The 17,229-nt window shown below is 63.2% G+C and carries 17 protein-coding genes and 1 pseudogene; 7 read left to right on the top strand and 11 right to left on the bottom strand.

Annotation, left to right across the window (positions count from 1 at the left end):
* Positions 1-2: 2 nt before the first annotated feature.
* The 4 genes and pseudogenes from H1204_RS28015 to H1204_RS28000 form a co-directional block, all read right to left on the bottom strand.
* A complete protein-coding gene (locus H1204_RS28015; protein ID WP_243468687.1) occupies positions 3-497 on the bottom strand; it encodes a lytic transglycosylase domain-containing protein in 495 nt (164 codons plus the stop codon).
* A complete protein-coding gene (locus H1204_RS28010; RefSeq protein ID WP_346015749.1) occupies positions 497-1,279 on the bottom strand; it encodes a TadE family protein in 783 nt (260 codons plus the stop codon). Before H1204_RS28010 ends, H1204_RS28015 begins: the two co-directional genes overlap by 1 nt.
* The gene (locus H1204_RS28005; RefSeq protein ID WP_180731727.1) at positions 1,276-1,626 is read right to left on the bottom strand and encodes a DUF192 domain-containing protein; all 351 of its coding nucleotides are present in this window, start codon (positions 1,624-1,626) and stop codon (positions 1,276-1,278) included. The genes H1204_RS28010 and H1204_RS28005 overlap by 4 nt, the downstream gene beginning before the upstream one ends.
* A gap of 26 nt (positions 1,627-1,652) precedes the next feature.
* Positions 1,653-2,036, bottom strand: a pseudogene (locus tag H1204_RS28000) (response regulator transcription factor); the annotation flags it as partial.
* 370 nt (positions 2,037-2,406) lie between these two features.
* Between H1204_RS28000 and H1204_RS27995 the strand changes: the two are divergent.
* From H1204_RS27995 to H1204_RS27970, 6 genes are all read left to right on the top strand, one after another.
* A complete protein-coding gene (locus tag H1204_RS27995) occupies positions 2,407-3,138 on the top strand; it encodes a TetR/AcrR family transcriptional regulator (protein WP_180731726.1) in 732 nt (243 codons plus the stop codon).
* Positions 3,135-4,109, top strand: coding sequence for an HlyD family efflux transporter periplasmic adaptor subunit (locus H1204_RS27990; protein ID WP_180731725.1), 975 nt, complete (start codon positions 3,135-3,137; stop codon positions 4,107-4,109). Before H1204_RS27995 ends, H1204_RS27990 begins: the two co-directional genes overlap by 4 nt.
* On the top strand, positions 4,106-5,059 hold the full coding sequence (locus tag H1204_RS27985) for an ABC transporter ATP-binding protein (RefSeq protein WP_180731724.1): 954 nt from the start codon (positions 4,106-4,108) through the stop codon (positions 5,057-5,059). The genes H1204_RS27990 and H1204_RS27985 overlap by 4 nt, the downstream gene beginning before the upstream one ends.
* Entirely contained in the window at positions 5,056-6,192 is a 1,137-nt protein-coding gene (locus H1204_RS27980; protein ID WP_180731723.1) for an ABC transporter permease, read from the top strand. Before H1204_RS27985 ends, H1204_RS27980 begins: the two co-directional genes overlap by 4 nt.
* A gap of 11 nt (positions 6,193-6,203) precedes the next feature.
* The gene (locus tag H1204_RS27975) at positions 6,204-7,658 is read left to right on the top strand and encodes an efflux transporter outer membrane subunit (protein ID WP_180731722.1); all 1,455 of its coding nucleotides are present in this window, start codon (positions 6,204-6,206) and stop codon (positions 7,656-7,658) included.
* 123 nt (positions 7,659-7,781) lie between these two features.
* On the top strand, positions 7,782-9,110 hold the full coding sequence (locus H1204_RS27970) for an IS4 family transposase (RefSeq protein ID WP_180731721.1): 1,329 nt from the start codon (positions 7,782-7,784) through the stop codon (positions 9,108-9,110).
* A gap of 48 nt (positions 9,111-9,158) precedes the next feature.
* Here H1204_RS27970 and H1204_RS27965 read toward each other — a convergent pair whose 3' ends face one another.
* From H1204_RS27965 to H1204_RS27945, 5 genes are all read right to left on the bottom strand, one after another.
* Positions 9,159-9,410, bottom strand: coding sequence for a GlsB/YeaQ/YmgE family stress response membrane protein (locus H1204_RS27965; protein ID WP_042315687.1), 252 nt, complete (start codon positions 9,408-9,410; stop codon positions 9,159-9,161).
* A gap of 112 nt (positions 9,411-9,522) precedes the next feature.
* Complete coding sequence (locus H1204_RS27960) at positions 9,523-10,362, bottom strand: ABC transporter permease (RefSeq protein ID WP_180731720.1); 840 nt, start codon at positions 10,360-10,362, stop codon at positions 9,523-9,525.
* Between the two features lie 11 nt (positions 10,363-10,373).
* Positions 10,374-11,645 carry an ABC transporter permease gene (locus tag H1204_RS27955; protein ID WP_180731719.1) on the bottom strand — a complete coding sequence of 424 codons (1,272 nt, stop codon included), beginning with the start codon at positions 11,643-11,645 and terminating at the stop codon, positions 10,374-10,376.
* Positions 11,646-11,725: 80 nt separating this feature from the next.
* Positions 11,726-12,778, bottom strand: a complete 1,053-nt coding sequence (locus H1204_RS27950; protein ID WP_007579511.1) for an ABC transporter substrate-binding protein — start codon at positions 12,776-12,778, stop codon at positions 11,726-11,728.
* 58 nt (positions 12,779-12,836) lie between these two features.
* Positions 12,837-13,937 carry an ABC transporter ATP-binding protein gene (locus H1204_RS27945; protein ID WP_180731718.1) on the bottom strand — a complete coding sequence of 367 codons (1,101 nt, stop codon included), beginning with the start codon at positions 13,935-13,937 and terminating at the stop codon, positions 12,837-12,839.
* 164 nt (positions 13,938-14,101) lie between these two features.
* On the opposite strand from H1204_RS27945, the gene H1204_RS27940 reads away from it, so the two are divergent.
* On the top strand, positions 14,102-15,670 hold the full coding sequence (locus H1204_RS27940; protein WP_180731717.1) for a PLP-dependent aminotransferase family protein: 1,569 nt from the start codon (positions 14,102-14,104) through the stop codon (positions 15,668-15,670).
* A gap of 45 nt (positions 15,671-15,715) precedes the next feature.
* Here the strand turns inward: H1204_RS27940 and H1204_RS27935 are convergent, their stop codons facing one another.
* On the bottom strand, positions 15,716-16,339 hold the full coding sequence (locus H1204_RS27935; RefSeq protein ID WP_180731716.1) for a septal ring lytic transglycosylase RlpA family protein: 624 nt from the start codon (positions 16,337-16,339) through the stop codon (positions 15,716-15,718).
* Positions 16,340-16,449: 110 nt separating this feature from the next.
* The gene (locus H1204_RS27930; RefSeq protein ID WP_180731715.1) at positions 16,450-17,217 is read right to left on the bottom strand and encodes a peptidoglycan DD-metalloendopeptidase family protein; all 768 of its coding nucleotides are present in this window, start codon (positions 17,215-17,217) and stop codon (positions 16,450-16,452) included.
* Between the last annotated feature and the right edge of the window lie 12 nt (positions 17,218-17,229).

The raw sequence follows: 17,229 nt of genomic DNA, 5'->3' as shown, positions 1-17,229 counted from the left end.
TATTATTTCACTATTGAATTAGAAATGGAATTATACGCCGCGAGCGCCCGCGGCACATCTCCAAACGTCGCAAGCAGCGTATCGAGCAAGCGCGTGCCCGCTGCCACATTCTGGTAAGGATCAAACAGATCATCCGCGCCTTGCCGTGCGCCTGTTTGCGGCATCAACTGCATCAACCCTTTTGCGCCCTTCGGCGACACGGCAAACGGATCACCGCCTGATTCGACATCGATGACGGCCATCAGCAGCGCTTTATCGACACCACTGTGCTTCGCAACGTCATCAACCAGCGCCGTCCACGCAAGAACTTTCGAACGTGCGCGCCGAGCCTCAAACGGTGCACCGAACTCGACGATCAACGGCTGATCCAAAACGACACCGGCACCCGCATCGGCATCGACGTCCTTCAACCCGCCGATCATCATCTCCACTCGCCCGGCCCCGCACGCATCGCTCACGACACACGCCATCACCCCGAGCAAAAGCATTCGGCGCATCAACGCCCCGCCGCCGCATGCACATCGTTCGCCGCATCCATGCGAAACGGCGACTGCATCCGCACGATCGCCTCGGATTCCAGCGCAACGAGCCAACGCTGGCTTTGCAATCCGTCGACAAGCGTCGTCCTGCACAAACTGTCGGGGCGCTTCGGAGAGCCAAACGCATCGACGTTCGCATCTGCAGGTTCACGCGAAAACACACCGTTCGCTGCGATATCGCCGATCACATTCGTGGCGTAGTACAACGCCTTGTTTGCAACGGGCACGATCAGATCGAAGCAATAGTGCACGCGCAGCTTCAGCAGATTCGCGTCCTGCACATTCACATCCGATTCCGCGCCGTGCGCGATATCGCGATACATCAGCATGTCATTGGGAATTTCATCGTGCGTGGTGCCGTCAGCCGCATAGAAGCGTGGACGCGCGAAGTCGCCCATCATCGCTGCCGTCGGGCTGACGATCTCGATCGATGCCGTCTCGCCCACTGCACGCCGCGCAGCGAGCAGCGCCGAATGCACGCCCGTCGCGTCCGCAGTCCGCGCATACAACGGCGCGAGTCCACGCGCGAGCCCCGCTTGCATCGCGTCCATCGAACCATGATTGACGGCCCCTTCGCGCGCGGCTTCGAGCACGGCGACATCGAGCGTCGATTTCGCCTGATACAGCAGCACGAACTGCACGGTCACAAAGCCGAAGAACAGCAACAGCGGCGCGACGACGAGAAACTCCGTCATCCCCTGCCCCGTCATCCGGCGTCTGCGCATGCTTCGCCACTTCACGTCGACGCCCTCCATTCGAGCCTGTCGCCAACTTCGATCCGCAACGCCTGCGTCGCATGCGCGCACATCTCCAGCGTCGCTCGCGCACGCCAGCAGACGAGCACGCGAGCGCGGCCTACATTTCGATGAATCGACAGCACGCAACCACGCCTGTCGATAAACACCACGTCGATCGGAAAGCGCATGCCCAACGTATGCACTGCATTGCACGGTTCGAGCCATAGCGCGCGATCCGCATCGAGTCGAGAGCGTCCAAGCAACCCGCGCATCCGCTCGACTGCCCTGTCCGCAACTTCAACCACGATATAACCCAGTTCACCACGATGAACCAGACGCGCGTGCTTCACAGCAAGCCCTCCTGCATGAACTTCATCGCGATCGGAAACACGCTGTAGCCTGACATGACGGCCTCGACGCTGCGCATGATCTCCTTCACGTCCTGCGACTTGCTGACGAAGCCTTGCGCACCTGCGCGCATGGCGCGTGACACGAAGGTGGACGCGTCGTGGCTCGACAGGATCAGTATGCGCATGGACGGATGCGCGGTTTTCATGCGTGCGAGCACATCGAGGCCATTTATGCGCGGAATATCCAGATCGAGAATGGTAAGGTCGGGCGCGAATTGCCGCGCCATTTCCATTGCGGACTGGCCGTTGTCTGCTTCAAATACTTCCTGCGTGCCGAGCAATTGCAACAGATGAGTCTTGATAACCAGCCGGAACGCCGGGTGATCGTCCACTATCAATATAGAAGCCAACTGCCGTTCTCCTGATTTTCTTTTGACTCACCTGCTGTTACGCCGATCACATAGCGTGTTTATCGGCTACACGCCTTTATACGTCGATTATTCTAAGTCATTATCGGCACATTTATTCTGCGGAATATTCTGCATTCCATATCGTTCTTCACGTCTTTTTTCCAGTTTATTTGTTATTCAATTTCCAATATTGCTCGCGACATAAAAGGGGATATCAGGCGCGCGAAATTTTGCTTGCGCATGACGAAGCGCGCGGCGGCGCCGCCCGCTCGCCAGGGTGATGACTTGCGACCTCCAGCGCCAGGCAAGTTGCCGCACTCGAGGTAAACCCGCTTGAATTTAACTAACTCGTCAATTAAGCTTTCAACCCATGAACACCAGACGTCAACCGGCCAAACCGCGCGGGCGCCGCCCCGTCGTCGAGAATTTCGACGTGCGCGAGCATCTGCTCGATACCGCCACGCGCCTTTTCTCGGAACGCGGCATCTCGGCCACCACCGTCGCGCAGATCGCTGCCGCCGCGGAAGTCACGTCCGCGCTCGTGCACTACTACTTCACGAATCGCGAGACGCTGCTCGACGCGATCGTCGAAGAGCGGCTCGCGCCGTCCGTCGGTTTTGTCTGGAGCGCCGCCGGGGAGGATTCGAGCGACGATCCGTTCGCGATGGTCGCCGAGTTCGTCAAGCGTCTGTTCGACGTGACGGGCCGAATGCCGTGGCTGCCGCCGCTCTGGCTGCGCGAGGTCGTCAACGAAGGCGGGATGCTGCGCGAGCGCATGGTCACGCGCATTCCGTTCGACAACATCAAGCGGTTCGGCGCCCGTATCAAGGAAGCGCAGCAGGCAGGCGCGGTGAATTCTGAACTCGAACCGCTGTTGATGTTCAACTCGCTTTTCGCGCTCGTAATGCTGCCGCAAGCGGCCGCGAAGATGTGGCAGAGCATCCGCGGCTTTCCGGCAATCGAGCGCGAGACGTTGCAGCGGCACGTCACGGCCCTGCTGCTCGGCGGCATGAACCCGCCGGAGGAGCGCGCCACGCGCAAGCCAGCCGCGAAAAAAACGGAGACCGCGAAACGCCGCCCATCCACGAGGTCCAGCTCATGAAGCATTCACGTTCATCCGCGCGCGCCGTACGGATTTTCGCCGCGCTCATGGCATGCGGCGTGCTCGGCGCGTGCTCGCATCGCGCCGACAATACGTGGCAAGGCTACGTCGAAGGCGAATTCGTGTATCTCGGCTCGTCGCAATCGGGCAAGCTGACGCAACTCGACGTCGCGCGTGGCGATCAGCTCACCGCGAATGCGCCCGTTTTCGCGCTCGAATCCGTCGACGAAACGGCCGCGCTGCAACAGGCGCAGCAGCAGCTTGCCGCCGCCCGCGCGCAACTGGCGGATATCCAGACCGGCAAGCGCCCGCCGGAGATCGACGTGACGAAGGCGCAGCTCGCGCAGGCCGTGGCGAACGCGCGCAAGGCCGCGCTGCAATTGACGCGCGACGAAGCGCAGTATCGCGTGGGCGGCATTCCGAAGGGACAACTCGACGATACGCGCGCCGCCGCCGACACCGCCAACGCGCAGGTGCGCGAGTTGACGCATGAAGTCCAGGTCGCGCGGTTGCCGGGCCGCTCGCAGCAGTTGCTCGCGCAGACCGCACAGGTCGAAGCGGCGCAGGCGGCCGTTGCGCAGGCGCAATGGAAGCTCGACCAGAAGCGCGTGAACGCGCCCGCCAGGGGCCGCGTCTACGACACGCTGTACCGCGTCGGCGAATGGGTGCAGGCGGGCAACCCCGTCGTGCAGATGCTGCCGCCGCAAAACGTGAAGGTGCGCTTCTTCGTGCCCGAGACCGTGGTCGGCTCGCTCGCCCTCGGCCGCGCGCTGACGGTTCATTGTGACGGCTGCGCGTCGGATATCGACGCGAAGATCACGTACGTGTCGAACTCTTCGGAATACACGCCGCCCGTCATCTATAGCAACGAGAGCCGCGCGAAGCTCGTCTTCATGGTCGAAGCGCATCCTTCCGTCGACGACGCGCCGCGCCTGCATCCCGGCCAGCCTGTTTCGGTGACGTTGCGATGAGCACGCAGAACGGGGCGCAAGGTTCGTTCGCCATCGACGTGCACAACCTCAACAAGCACTTCGGCGACAAGCACGTCGTCAACGACGTGACGTTGCAGGTCGCGCATGGCGAGATCTTCGGCTTTCTCGGCCCGAACGGCAGCGGCAAGACGACGTCGATCCGCCTGATGTGCGGCCTGCTCACGCCGGATTCCGGCAGCGGCACCTGCCTCGGCTACGACATCGTGCGAGACAGCGCGCAGATCAAGCGCAACGTCGGCTACATGACGCAGCGCTTCTCGTACTGGGAAGACATGACGATCCGCGAGAATCTCGATTTCGTCGCGCGCGTCTATCAGATGCGCGACCGCAAGGAGAAGGTGGATCGCGCGCTCGAAACGCTCGGCTTGCAGACGCGCGCGGACCAGATGACGGGCGCGCTGTCGGGCGGCTGGAAGCAGCGCCTCGCGCTCGCCGCATGCATGCTGCACGAACCGAAGCTGCTGCTGCTCGACGAACCGACAGCGGGCGTCGACCCCACTGCGCGCCGCGACTTCTGGGAAGAGTTGCACCGGCTCGCCGCGCAAGGCATTTCAGTGCTGGTCAGCACGCACTATATGGACGAAGCGGAACGCTGCCACAAGCTCGCGTATATCGCGTACGGCAAGCTGCTCGCGCAAGGCACGGCGCAGCAGGTGATCGATTCGCAGGCGCTCGCGACGTGGGCGATTCACGGCGAGCGTCTGACGCAGCTATCCGAACAGTTGCGCAAGACATCTGGCGTCGATCAGACCGTCGTATTCGGCTCCGCGCTGCACGCAAGCGGCCACGACCACGCCGCGCTCGAAAAGGCGATCCGACAGGTCACGTCCGGCCTGCCCGTGCGGATCGAGCCGATCGAAACCGGCCTCGAAGACGTCTTCATCTACATGATGAGCCGCTCGGCCGACAACTACGGAAAGCCATCGTGAACCGTCTATTCTCCGTGACGCGCTGGTGGGGCATCGTCCTCAAGGAGTTCATCCAGTTGCGGCGCGACCGCATCACGTTCGGCATGATCGTCGGCCTGCCGATTGTTCAGCTCGCGCTGTTCGGCTTCGCGATCAATACCGACCCGAAGCATCTGCGCACGGCCGTCGTCATCAGCGAGTCGAGTCAGTTCTCGCGCAGCTTCGTCGCCGCGATGAAGAACTCGGACTACTTTCATATCGTCGACACGCTGCCCGACGACGCCGCGGCACACGAAGCGCTGGCGCGCGGCGACGTGACCTTCGTCGTGTCGATTCCCGTCGATTTTTCGCGGCGGCTGTTGCGCGGCGAACGCCCGGCGCTGCTCGTCGAAGCAGACGCCACCGATCCAACCGCGACACAGGCGCCGCTCGCCGCGCTGCCCGGCCTCGTGCAGTCGGTCGCGGACAAGGACATCACCGGGCCACTCGCGCATCTGAACGGCGCGCCCGCCGCGTTCGACGTGCAGATCCACAAGCTGTACAACCCCGAGGGCGTTACGCAGTACAACGTCGTGCCGGGCCTGATGGGCACGATCCTCACGCTGACGATGGTCATGATGACAGGCCTCGCGATGACCCGCGAACGCGAGCGCGGCACGATGGAAAACCTGCTCGCGACGCCCGTGCTCCCGATCGAGGTGATCGCGGGCAAGCTGGTGCCGTACATCGCAATCGGGCTCGTGCAGTCGTCGATCATTCTGACGGCGGCGCGCTATGTCTTCCATGTGCCGTTCGTCGGCAGTCTGATCGCGCTGTATGTCGCCGCGCTGCTGTTCATCGCGGCGAACCTGACGGTCGGCATTACGTTGTCGTCGATTGCGCAGAACCAGTTGCAGGCGATGCAGCTCACAATCTTCTACTTTCTGCCGAGCCTGCTGCTGTCGGGCTTCATGTTTCCGTTCGCGGGCATGCCCGTGTGGGCGCAATGGATCGGCAATCTGCTGCCGCTCACGTACTTCAACCGGCTCGTGCGCGGCATTCTGCTCAAAGGCAATGGCTGGGTTGAACTGTGGCCGTCGGTGTGGCCCGTCGCGATCTTCACCGCCGTCGTGATGGCCATTGCCGTGCGCTTCTATCGGCGCACGCTGGATTAGGAGGCTCGACGATGAAACACTACGTGCTGTTGTCCGCGCTCGCGCTGTGCGGCTGCGCGGTCGGCCCCGACTTCCATGCGCCTGCCGCGCCCGACGCGCAGTCCTACACGCGCGAAGCGCTGCCCGCCGCGACGCAAGCGGCAGGTGTCACGCAAACGCTCGTTGCCGCAAACGGCGCGCTGCCCGCATGGTGGACGCAGTTTCACTCCGACGCGCTGAATCGTCTCGTCGACACGGCGCTGCAACACAGCCCGACACTCGACGAAGCGCGCGCGAAACTCGTCGAGGCGCGCGAGAACTACATCGCGCAAGCAGGCGCGACCGAGTTCCCCGCTATCGATGCGAAGCTGTCCGGCACGCGGCAAAAGGTGAATCCCGCTGCGTTCGGCATTCCGAACGTGCCGAACCCCGGGCCGTTCACGCTGTTCAATGCGTCGGTGAGCGTGTCGTATGCGCTCGATATCTTCGGCGGCAACCGGCGCGCGCTCGAAGCGCTGCTCGCGCAAGTCGATTACCAGACGTACGAACTCGATGCCGCGCGCCTTTCGCTGGCGGGCAATGTCGTGTCGGCGGCGATCCGGCGCGCGTCGCTGCAACAACAGCTCGGGCTGACGCAGCAACTCGCGGATGCGCAGGCGCATCAACTGACGATCGTCGAAGGACGCTACGCGGCGGGCGGCGTCGCGCAACTCGATGTGCGAACGCAGCGCACGCTGCTCGCGCAGACGCGCGCGCAGATTCCGCCGCTGACGACGCAACGCGCGCAAGCCGATCATCTGCTCGCGATTTTGCTCGGCGTCGCGCCGTCGCAAACGGATTTCGACGACATCACGCTCGATGCGCTGCATCTGCCCGACACCGTGCCCGTCACGCTGCCGTCGACACTTGCGCGCGAGCGGCCCGACATCCGCGCATCGGAGGCGCTCTTGCATCAGGCTAGCGCGAATGTCGGCGTGGCGACGGCGAATCTGTATCCGCAGTTTGTGGTGTCTGCGGGGATCGGCTCGGAGCGCACGCGCATCGAAGATGTCGTCAGCAGCCTGAACGTGTGGAACCTCGGCCTGAATCTGACGCAGCCGATCTTTCACGGCGGCGAACTGCGCGCGAAGAAGCGCGCCGCGCAGGCGGCTTATGATGCAGCGTTTGCGTCGTATCGGCAGACAGTGTTGCAGGCGCTGCAGCAGGTCGCTGATACGTTGCATGCCTTGAACGACGACGCGCGCGAATTGCAGGCGCGCGATGACGCGGCGTCGGAAGCGCAAGCGAGCGTGACGATCGCGCAGGCACAGTATGCGGCGGGCGGTGTGAGTCAGTTCAGCCTGATCGATACGCAGCGCCAGGCGTTGCAGACCGCGCTCGACAGGACGCGCGCACAGGCCGATCGTCTCGCGGATACGGCGGCGCTGTTTCAGGCGCTGGGTGGGATGACGCCGGGGGCGTCGGCCGATCAGACGGCGAAGCGTTAGGCGCAGAGATGAAAAACCCGGCCGGAGCCGTAATGCCGTTCAGTTAAGCACTGAACGGCATTTTTGCTTTTGATGCGGGAAGGTGTTGTAAACGAGGCGCCGAGCTGTTAACTTTTCGGCGCGATGCTCTCCAGTCACCTGACCTTCCTGCTCGAAGCGCAACAGCCGGCCGACCTGAGCCGGCTGGCTGAGCATCTGCCCTACGAGTGGATCGAGCGCGCGGTGCAGGCGACGGGCGCAGCGAGTATCCGGCGCCGGCGCTTGCCTGCTGAGCAGGTGGTCTGGCTGGTGATCGCACTGGCAATGTACCGTCACTGGTCGATCAGCGAGGTGCTCGACGGTCTCGATCTGGCCTTGCCCAACGAGGCCGCGCCGTTTGTCAGCAAGAGCGCGGCGGCGCAGGCACGCCAACGCATCGGCGAGGCACCGATGGCGTGGCTGTTTGAGCAGACAGCACGGGCGTGGACGACTCAGGACGCGGCTCACCATGCGTTCAAGGGGTTGAGTCTGTGGGCGATGGACGGCACCACGCTGCGCACGCCCGACAGCCCGGCCAACCGTGAGCACTTTGGCGCGCAGGGTTATGCCAGTGGCAAGGTTGCCAGTTATCCGCAGGTGCGCGCGGTGACGCTCACCGCGATTCCGACACATCTGGTCGCCGATATCAATTTCGGTCGCTACGACACCAACGAAATGGTGTACGCCAAAAGCCTGCTGCCGCAGATCCCGGAAGACTCGCTGACGGTGTTCGACAAGGGTTTTCTGGCTGCAGAAATCCTGTGTGGCCTGACGATGAACGCGCGCAATCGCCACTTCCTGATTCCAGCCAAAGCGAATACCCGCTGGGAAGTGATCTCCGGTACCGCTGACGATGCGACGGTGCGCATGCGCGTCTCGCAGCAGGCACGCAAGAAGTGTCCGACTTTGCCCGAATTCTGGAATGCGCGGGCGATCCGGACCATCGACGCGCGCGGACGCGAACGCGTGCTGCTGACTTCGCTGGGGGATCGCCGACGCTTCAAACCTGCCGATATCGTTGCCTGCTACGAGCGCCGCTGGCAGATCGAAACCAGTTACGGGGAACTCAAGCAATCGATGCTGGGTTCGGAGTTGACCTTGCGCAGCCGCACCGTCGAAGGTGTGTATCAGGAGATATGGGGCGCGCTGATCGCCTACAACCTGATTCGCCGTGAGATCGCCTGCGCCGCATGGGAAGCGAAACTCGCGCCCACCGATATCAGCTTCGTGCGAGCCCTCCATACGATCCAGCACGAAATGATGTGGGCTGCCCTCACGCCGGCCTATGCAAAATTGCCCTCATGCCTTCAGCGTCTGCGCGAACGGCTCAAGTCTCTTCCCAATGACAAACGACCCGGCCGCGCATGCGACCGGGTCGTCAAATCCCGCCCTAAACGTTACACCGTTCGATACCTCAACAAGGACATTAACTGAACGGCATTACGGCCGGAGCCGGGTTTGTTTTTTGCGCGTCGATCCAGATCAGCCGCGCCGGAAAAGCCGGATGACGAACAGCAGGATCACAGCGCCGATGAACGCCGTGATCGTCGAACCGATCCATCCGCTGCCAAGCGAGATATGCAGCACGCCCGACAGCCACCCGCCGATAAACGCGCCCACAATGCCGACGACGATATCGAGGAGGACGCCATAGCCGCTGCCCGACACCAGCACGCTAGCGAGCCAGCCCGCGATGCAGCCGATGATCAGCCAGGCGATGATTCCGTGTTCCATAGTTTTCTCAGGTTTCCACTGGGAGTGATAAGGGCTGTAGTTTTAACGCAGTGGGCGACGTGAGTTGTCAACCTTTGTCACAGCCTTGATCGGTCGTAGAATGTCATGCGGCTCACGCCGCCACCGCCCGCGCCGCATTCCTTCCACGCAGCCATTCGAGCGCGAGCAGCAGGCAAGTCGAAAACACGATAAGAATTGTCGCCAGCGCGGCAATGGTCGGGCTGATGTTCTCGCGAATGCCTGTGAACATCTGCCGCGGCAACGTCGTCTGATCGGCGCCTGCGAGAAACAGCGTGACGACCACTTCGTCGAACGACGTCGCGAACGCGAACAGCGCGCCTGAAATCACGCCCGGCGCGATCACCGGCAGCGTGATACTGAAAAACGTCTTCACCGGGTTCGCTCCAAGCGACAGGCTTGCCCGCACGAGGTTGTAGTTGAAGCCCTGCAAGGTAGCCGCCACCGTCGTCACGACGAACGGCACGCCCAGCGACGCATGCGCCATGATCAAGCCAATATACGTATTGGCCAGTCCGAGCGGCGCAAAAAACAGATACATGCCAACGCCAACCACGACCACAGGCACGATCATCGGCGAGATGAGGATCGCCATCAACAGCGCCTTGCCCTGGAAGTTCGCCTTCGTCAGACCGATCGCCGCGAGCGTGCCGAGCACCGTCGCCAGCACGGTCGCCGACGGCGCGACGATAAAGCTGTTCTTCGCGGCCATGCGCCATTCGTCGGAGGCGATCAGGTTCTGATACCAGCGCAGCGACCAGCCCGGAATCGGATAGACGAGAAACGTACTCGACGAAAACGACAGCGGCACGATCGCGAGCACGGGCAGAATCAGATACAGCAGCGTCAGCACGGCAAGCCCGCGCAACGTGAAATACCACACGCGCTCGACTATCGACGTATGCGGCGCGAACATCGGTTTGGCAAATTTCATCGCGTCGCTCCTCAACCAAGGCTCACGTTCGAACGCGTAAAGCGTCCGTAGATCACATACAGCACGAGCGTCGCCGCGAGCAGCAGCCCGCCGAGCGCGCACGCCATGCCCCAGTTGATCGTCACGTTGGTGAAGTACGCAACGTAGTAGCTGACCATCTGATCGTTCGGTCCGCCGAGCAGCGCTGGGGTGATGTAGTAGCCGATCGCGAGAATGAACACGAGCAGCGCGCCCGCGCCGATGCCCGGATACGTCTGCGGCACATACACGCGCCAGAACGCTGCGAACGGATGCGAGCCGAGCGAAATCGCCGCGCGCTGATAGGTCGGCGGAATCGACTTCATCACGCTGTAGAGCGGCAGGATCATGAACGGCAGCAGAATGTGCGTCATCGAGATATAGACGCCGACGCGATTGAACAGCAACGCCAGCGGATCATGTATCAGCCCCGAGCCGATCAACGCCTTGTTGACGAGCCCTTCGCTCTGCAAAATCACGATCCACGCGGCGACGCGCACGAGGATCGACGTCCAGAACGGAATCAGCACGAGGATCATCACGAGATTCGCGCGCCGTTCGTTGAGCGTCGAAATCCAGTACGCGAGCGGATAACCGAGCAGCAGCGCGAACACCGTCACCGCGAAACCGATCACGAACGTGCGGCTGAACACGGCGAGATAGATCTGCTGCTCGGGGTCGGTCGGAATGATGTGGCCAAACGCGTCCTGCTTGTGATCGAGCGAGGCGAGCAGATAGAACGGCGAAATCGTGCTGCCGTTTTTAGCAATCGCCTGCCAGTATTTCGCATCGCCCCAACGTTCGTCGAGTTCGAGAATCTTTGCCTTCACCTGAGCGGGCGGCAGTGCGTGGCCCGCGTCGTCGTTCAGCGGCATCGCGCGCGCCGTCTTCGCGACGAGCGAACGATAGCCAGGAATCTCCGTATTCAGGCGCCGTGCGAGCGCGCCCATTGCTTCGCCGTCGGCGACGGCGGTGAGATCGGTGGCGAGCGCGGCATAGGCAGCGTCTGCCGGCGCGGACTTGCGATCCCAGTCGCGCAATGCCGTCACCGTGTGCGGCAGCGCCGTCGCGATCTCCGGGTTCTGCACCGCGCGCGTCAACAACGCGCCGATCGGCACCACGAAGATCAGCAGCAGAAAAATCGCGAGCGGAGCGATCAGCAGCAGCGCCATCGCGCGCTTCTTCGCTTCGGCGGCCTTCAGCTCGCGCTTGAGTTTATTGGTCGACTCGGGGGCCGGGTCGGCGGCGATCGTGATCGTCGTCACGGGTTTCTCCTGCGTCAATGCAGCTTTGCTACAGCGATGCGGCTTCCCTGTGCGGATGCCGCATCGCATTCACCTCAGACTTACTTCGACGCCCACGACGAGAAGCGCTGCTCCAGCTCATCACCGTGATCGGTCCAGAACGTCAGGTTCTGCAGCACCGCGTTCTTGCCGTTGGCGGGCGAGTTCGGCAGATTGGAAAGTGTCTTCGCGTCGAGCGACTTGATCGCCGATTCGTTCACCGGGCCATACGCGATGTGCTTCGCGTATTCCTGCTGCGGCTTCGACGAGATCGTGTACGCGATGTACTTCTCGGCCAGCGCCTTGTTCGGCGTGCCCTTCGGCATCGCCCAGTAGTCCAGGTCGTAGATGCTGCCGTTCCACACCACCTTCAGGTTCTTGCCTTCCTTCTGCGCGGCATCGATACGGCCGTTATATGCCGTCGACATCACCACGTCGCCCGCGACGAGGAATTGCGGCGGCTGTGCGCCCGCTTCCCACCACTGGATATTCGGCTTCAGCTCGTCGAGCTTCTTGAATGCGCGGTCCTGGCCTTCTTTCGTACCCAGAACCTTGTAGACGTCCTTCGGCGCGACGCCGTCGGCCATCAGCGCGAATTCCAGGTTGTAGCGCGCGCCCTTGCGCATGCCGCGCTTGCCCGGGAATTTCTTCGTGTCCCAGAAATCGGCCCAGCTCGCCGGCGCCGTCTTCAGCTTGTCGGCGTTGTACGCCATCGCCGTCGACCACACGAAGATGCCGACGCCGCACGTTTGCGGCGCTTCGGGAATCAGATCCGACTTCTTGCCGAGCTTCGACCAGTCGAGCTTTTCGTACAGGCCTTCGTCGCAGCCGCGCCCGAGGTCGCCCGATTCGACTTCGACGACATCCCAGTTCACATGCTTGGCTTCGACCATCGCCTTCACTTTGGCCTGCTCGCCGTTGTATTCGACAGCCGTCACTTTCGAGCCGCTTTGCGCCTCGAACGGCTGGTTGAATGCGGCCTTCTGCGCGTCGCCATTCGCGCCGCCGAAGTTCACGACCGTCAGTTCCGCCGCGTTCGCCTGAGCTACGGCGCCGAGCGCGATCAGGACAGCGCCGACAGCCACGGCACAGCGCGATTGCACGATCTTCTTCATGATGGTTCCTCTTTGGTGTGATGAACTGCTTACGACGTGGACGTTGTTGTGTTTCTACTCACGCGAACACGCGCAGATGCTCCGGCGCGAATTCGAGCGCGACGGGCGCGCCCGGCGCGAAACCGTCGAGTGCTTCCGTGCCGAGCGGCACCTTCACGAAGCACTCGTCCTGTTGCGGCAAACCACAGCGCATGCGCACGTGATCGCCGAAATAAATGAGCCCGCGCGCTTCGCCCGCCACCGCATTCGCGCCCGGCTTCGTTCCGCTCACTGCGCCGGGCGCGAGCTTCATGCGCTCCGGCCGGATACACGCGACGCCTTGCGCGCCCGCTTGCGCGCCACCGATATTCCGCCCGACCAGACGCGTGCCGTCGATCAGGTGAAACTCGCAGTAGTCGCCGTCGACATTCGCGATCGTGCCGCGCAGCCGGTTACTATCGCCGATGAAGTTCGCGACGAACTCGTTGCACGGCGCCTCATAGAGACTATTGACGGTATCGAGCTGCTGGACGATGCCCTTGTCGAACACGGCGACGCGGTCGGACATGGTCAGCGCTTCGCCCTGATCGTGCGTCACGTAGACGAAGGTAACGCCGAGCTTTTCGTGCAGCGATTTGAGTTCGTATTGCATGTGCTCGCGCAACTGTTTGTCGAGCGCGCCGAGCGGCTCGTCCATCAGCACGAGCTTGGGTTCGAACACGAGCGCGCGCGCCAGCGCGATGCGCTGCTGCTGACCGCCCGACAGTTGCGCCGGATAACGCTTCGCAAAGCCTTCCATGCGCACCATTTTCAGCGCGTTGTTGACCTTGTGCGCGCGTTCGTCGGCGGGAAGCTTGCGCACCGTCAACGGATACGCAACGTTCTGCTCGACCGTCAGGTGCGGAAACAGCGCGTAGTTCTGAAACACCATGCCGATGTTGCGCTTGTGCGGCGGCACGTTGTTGAGCAACTGCCCGTCGAGCCAGATCTCGCCGCCCGTCGGAAACTCGAAGCCTGCGAGCATCATCAGGCAGGTCGTCTTGCCCGAGCCGGAGGGCCCGAGCAGCGTGAGGAATTCGCCTTGATAGATGTCCAGATCGAGTTGCTTGACGACGAGCGTTTCGCCGTCATACGTCTTGCGCACACCCCGAAAGCTGACGATTACGTCTTCGGTTTTCATTGGGCCAGTCTCCCCATGCCAGAAGATTTCGTGCCGATGCATCTACGGGTTTCTACGCACATTTGGTTCCACCCGTTTTAACGATTTGCATCGATTGCGTGATCCACTATAGCCCGTTACGGTTCTACAATAGGGAACCATTTCATAATTCCGGATAGAACCACTTGGATACGGTGATCCTGTCGGACTGGCTCGCCGCGCGGCTCGACCGGACGGCTGCCGAACCCGTCTATCGACAAGTGCTCGGACTGATGCAGCAGGCCATTCTGACGGGCCAGTTGCTGCCCGGCGCCAAGCTGCCCAGTTCGCGCACGCTCGCGTCGGATCTCGGCATCGCGCGCAACACGGTGCTGCATGTCTACGACCAGCTCACGGCGGAAGGCTATGTGTTATCGACCACGGGCAGCGGCACCTATGTCGCCGACACGCGGCCGGACACAGCCGCCGTCAACGCGCGCAAGGCGCCACCGGCCGCGAGTGGCTCTATCAGCGCAATCAGCGGCGTGGTGCCAGGCGCGAACCTCGCGCAGCCCGCTGCACCCGCACCCGGCAGCCTGTCCACGCGCGGCGCGCGTCTGATTCGCCAGGCGGGCGTGTCGGCGCGGCAGTGGGGCGCGTTCATGCCCGGCGTACCGGACGTCGCCGAATTTCCGGCGCGCACATGGAGCCGCCTGCAGGCCAAGCTCTGGAAGGAAGCGAATCCCGATCTGCTGACGTATGCACCGGGCGGCGGCTATCGTCCGCTGCGACGTGCGCTCTCGGACTATCTGCGCGTCGCGCGCTCGGTGAAGTGCACGCCCGACCAGATCATCATCACAACGGGCATTCATCAGTCCATCGATCTCGCCGTGCGGCTGCTCACGGATGTCGGCGATCGCGCGTGGGTCGAGGAACCTTGCTATTGGGGCGCGCGCAGCGTGCTGCAGTCGTCGGGGCTGACGCTCGCGCCCGTGCCCGTCGATGAAGAAGGTTTGAACCCGCGCGAATCCGACTTGCAGACGCCGCCGCGCATCGCGCTCGTCACGCCGTCGCATCAGTATCCACTCGGCATGGTGATGAGCCTCGCGCGCCGCCGCACGCTGCTCGAATACGCGCGCCAGCATGGCGTGTGGATCATCGAGGACGACTACGACAGCGAGTTCCGTTACGGCAGCCGGCCGCTCGCGTCGCTGCAGGGACTCGACGACGCGGGCCAGGTGATCTATGTCGGCAGCCTTGGGAAGATGCTCTTTCCGGGTTTGCGGATCGGCTACATGATCGCGCCGGAACATCTCGTCGACACGTTTCGCACGGGCGTGGCCGAGTTGTATCGCGAAGGACAACTGATGCAGCAGGCCGTGCTGACCGAGTTCATCATGGACGGCTATCTGACCTCGCACGTGCGGCGCATGCGCGCGTTGTACGGTGAGCGCCGCCAGATCCTGATCGACGCGATCACCGCGCGCTTCGGTGACGCGCTGCCCGTGATGGGCGACGAAGCGGGCCTGCATCTGGTGCTCGGCCTGCCCGACGACGCGAACGACCGCGAGGTGACGGCCGCTTCGTACGACGCGGGCGTGATCGTGCGACCGCTCGCCGCGTACTACAACAGCGAGACGCCGGCGCGGCGCGGCCTGCTGCTCGGCTACGCGTGCGTGCCGAACGATCGTATCGGGCCGGCGTTCGATACGCTCGCGAAGGTGATCGAAAGGACCGCGTTGAAGACGACGGCCGCGCCTACGCGGGCGGCTTGACACAGCACCCTTGCGGCACCCTCGCGCGGCGCGTCGAACGCGTGGCTAGCCGTTCGTCGTCAGATGCATCGGGCGATGCGCGATGCGCTCGGCTTCCGGCTTCTCCACCCGCTCGATCGACACCTTCGTCACGCCCGCGCGATGCATGCCGAGCGCCGATGCGGCGAGATACGACAGATCGATCACGCGGCCGCGCGCGTAGGGTCCACGGTCGTTGATGCGCACTACCACCGACTTCGAACTCGCCAGCGACGTCACGCGTACATACGATCCAAGCGGCAGCGTCCGATGCGCGGCCGTCATCGCGTACATGTCGTAGTGCTCGCCGTTCGCCGTCCGATGACCGTGAAAGCCACGGCCGTACCAAGACGCGAGCCCCAGTTGCCTGAAGCGCGACGTATGCCCTTTCGCGCTCGCCGCATGCGCCAGATGCACGGCATGCGCGGCGCGATGGGCGCGGGTCTTGGGATCGACGGGCGCGTTGCGCTCTGCATCGTGACGCGGCTCCGTTCGCGCGCCATGCTGCGCGTTTTTCGCCCTGGGACGCGGCTTCGGATCGACTGGCTTATGCTTCCCGGTAGCCGCCGATGCCGACGCGGGCAGTGCGCTCGCCAGCAGGAAGAACGAAACGGACGCGCCGAGGCGTCGTAGCAGAGGATTCTTTTTCAAGCGGTAGCTCGTCTTCGAAATGGCATCGTGCGATGCGCTTCGGCGGCAGTCACGCAGAACCCGGACCGGGCCGCAGGACTGAAGCACGACGGGGATAGCGAGGCGACCGGTCAGCCCGAACGTTTCGGCAGGTAGTTTTGGGGATCGACTGCCTTGGTGCCGTCGCGCAGTTCGAAGATCAGATACGGCTGGGGATCGTCGGCGGCGCCCATTTCGGCAATGGGTTGGCCTTGCTTGACCGCGTCGCCTTCCTTGACGAGCAGCTTCGCGTTGTTGCCGTACGCGCTCAGGAAACGTTTGTCGTGCTTGACGATCACCAGCAGGCCGTACGCCTTGATCTCGGAGCCCGCGTAGATCACGCGGCCGGTACTCGCTGCCCGGATCGTCTCGCCGGCTGTGCCGCTGATATGAATAGCCTTCGACTGGCCGTCTCCGGCATTCGACATCACGGGCCCCGAGGCGGGCCAGATGAAGCGCGTCTGCTGCGAGGGCGCGGCAGGCGGCGCGACATTGCCGGTTGCAACCCTGGATTCCGGCGCGCCCGTTTGTACGGGCCCGGACGCCGGCGCAGGATCAGGCGCCACGCGGAGCACCTGACCGACGCTCACCGGGTAGTCGTTGGGCAGACGGTTCCAGCGGGCAATCTGCGCGGGATCACGCCCGAACGCAGCCGCGACGCCCGCCAGCGTATCGCCCGGATTCACGCGATAGAAGCCCGCCGCGACAGGCGCAGGCGCCTCGAGCGAGGGCGGGCGCGCATCGGGCGAACTGGCAAAGAAGTCGCCCCACGGCGCGCTGGCACAACCGGCAAGCGCCAAGGCGACGCTCGCGATCAGTAGCCGTTGCGTGAGCTGGCGGCACGGTTTGAAGATGTTCATTGGAAGACGTTC

The organism is Paraburkholderia sp. PGU19 (assembly GCF_013426915.1).
Taxonomy (GTDB): Bacteria; Pseudomonadota; Gammaproteobacteria; order Burkholderiales; family Burkholderiaceae; genus Paraburkholderia.
This window is presented reverse-complemented; position numbering and strand designations above follow the sequence as displayed.

Excerpts from the sequence above, each read along its gene's own strand:
- H1204_RS27995 (WP_180731726.1), top strand. The coding sequence starts at position 2,407 with ATGAACACCAGACGTCAACCGGCCAAACCGCGCGGGCGCCGCCCCGTC.
- H1204_RS27975 (WP_180731722.1), top strand. The coding sequence starts at position 6,204 with ATGAAACACTACGTGCTGTTGTCCGCGCTCGCGCTGTGCGGCTGCGCG.
- H1204_RS27930 (WP_180731715.1), bottom strand. The coding sequence starts at position 17,217 with ATGAACATCTTCAAACCGTGCCGCCAGCTCACGCAACGGCTACTGATC.
- H1204_RS27950 (WP_007579511.1), bottom strand. The coding sequence starts at position 12,778 with ATGAAGAAGATCGTGCAATCGCGCTGTGCCGTGGCTGTCGGCGCTGTC.
- H1204_RS27970 (WP_180731721.1), top strand. The coding sequence starts at position 7,782 with ATGCTCTCCAGTCACCTGACCTTCCTGCTCGAAGCGCAACAGCCGGCC.
- H1204_RS27990 (WP_180731725.1), top strand. The coding sequence starts at position 3,135 with ATGAAGCATTCACGTTCATCCGCGCGCGCCGTACGGATTTTCGCCGCG.
- H1204_RS27985 (WP_180731724.1), top strand. The coding sequence starts at position 4,106 with ATGAGCACGCAGAACGGGGCGCAAGGTTCGTTCGCCATCGACGTGCAC.
- H1204_RS27965 (WP_042315687.1), bottom strand. The coding sequence starts at position 9,410 with ATGGAACACGGAATCATCGCCTGGCTGATCATCGGCTGCATCGCGGGC.
- H1204_RS28015 (WP_243468687.1), bottom strand. The coding sequence starts at position 497 with ATGCGCCGAATGCTTTTGCTCGGGGTGATGGCGTGTGTCGTGAGCGAT.
- H1204_RS27945 (WP_180731718.1), bottom strand. The coding sequence starts at position 13,937 with ATGAAAACCGAAGACGTAATCGTCAGCTTTCGGGGTGTGCGCAAGACG.
- H1204_RS27960 (WP_180731720.1), bottom strand. The coding sequence starts at position 10,362 with ATGAAATTTGCCAAACCGATGTTCGCGCCGCATACGTCGATAGTCGAG.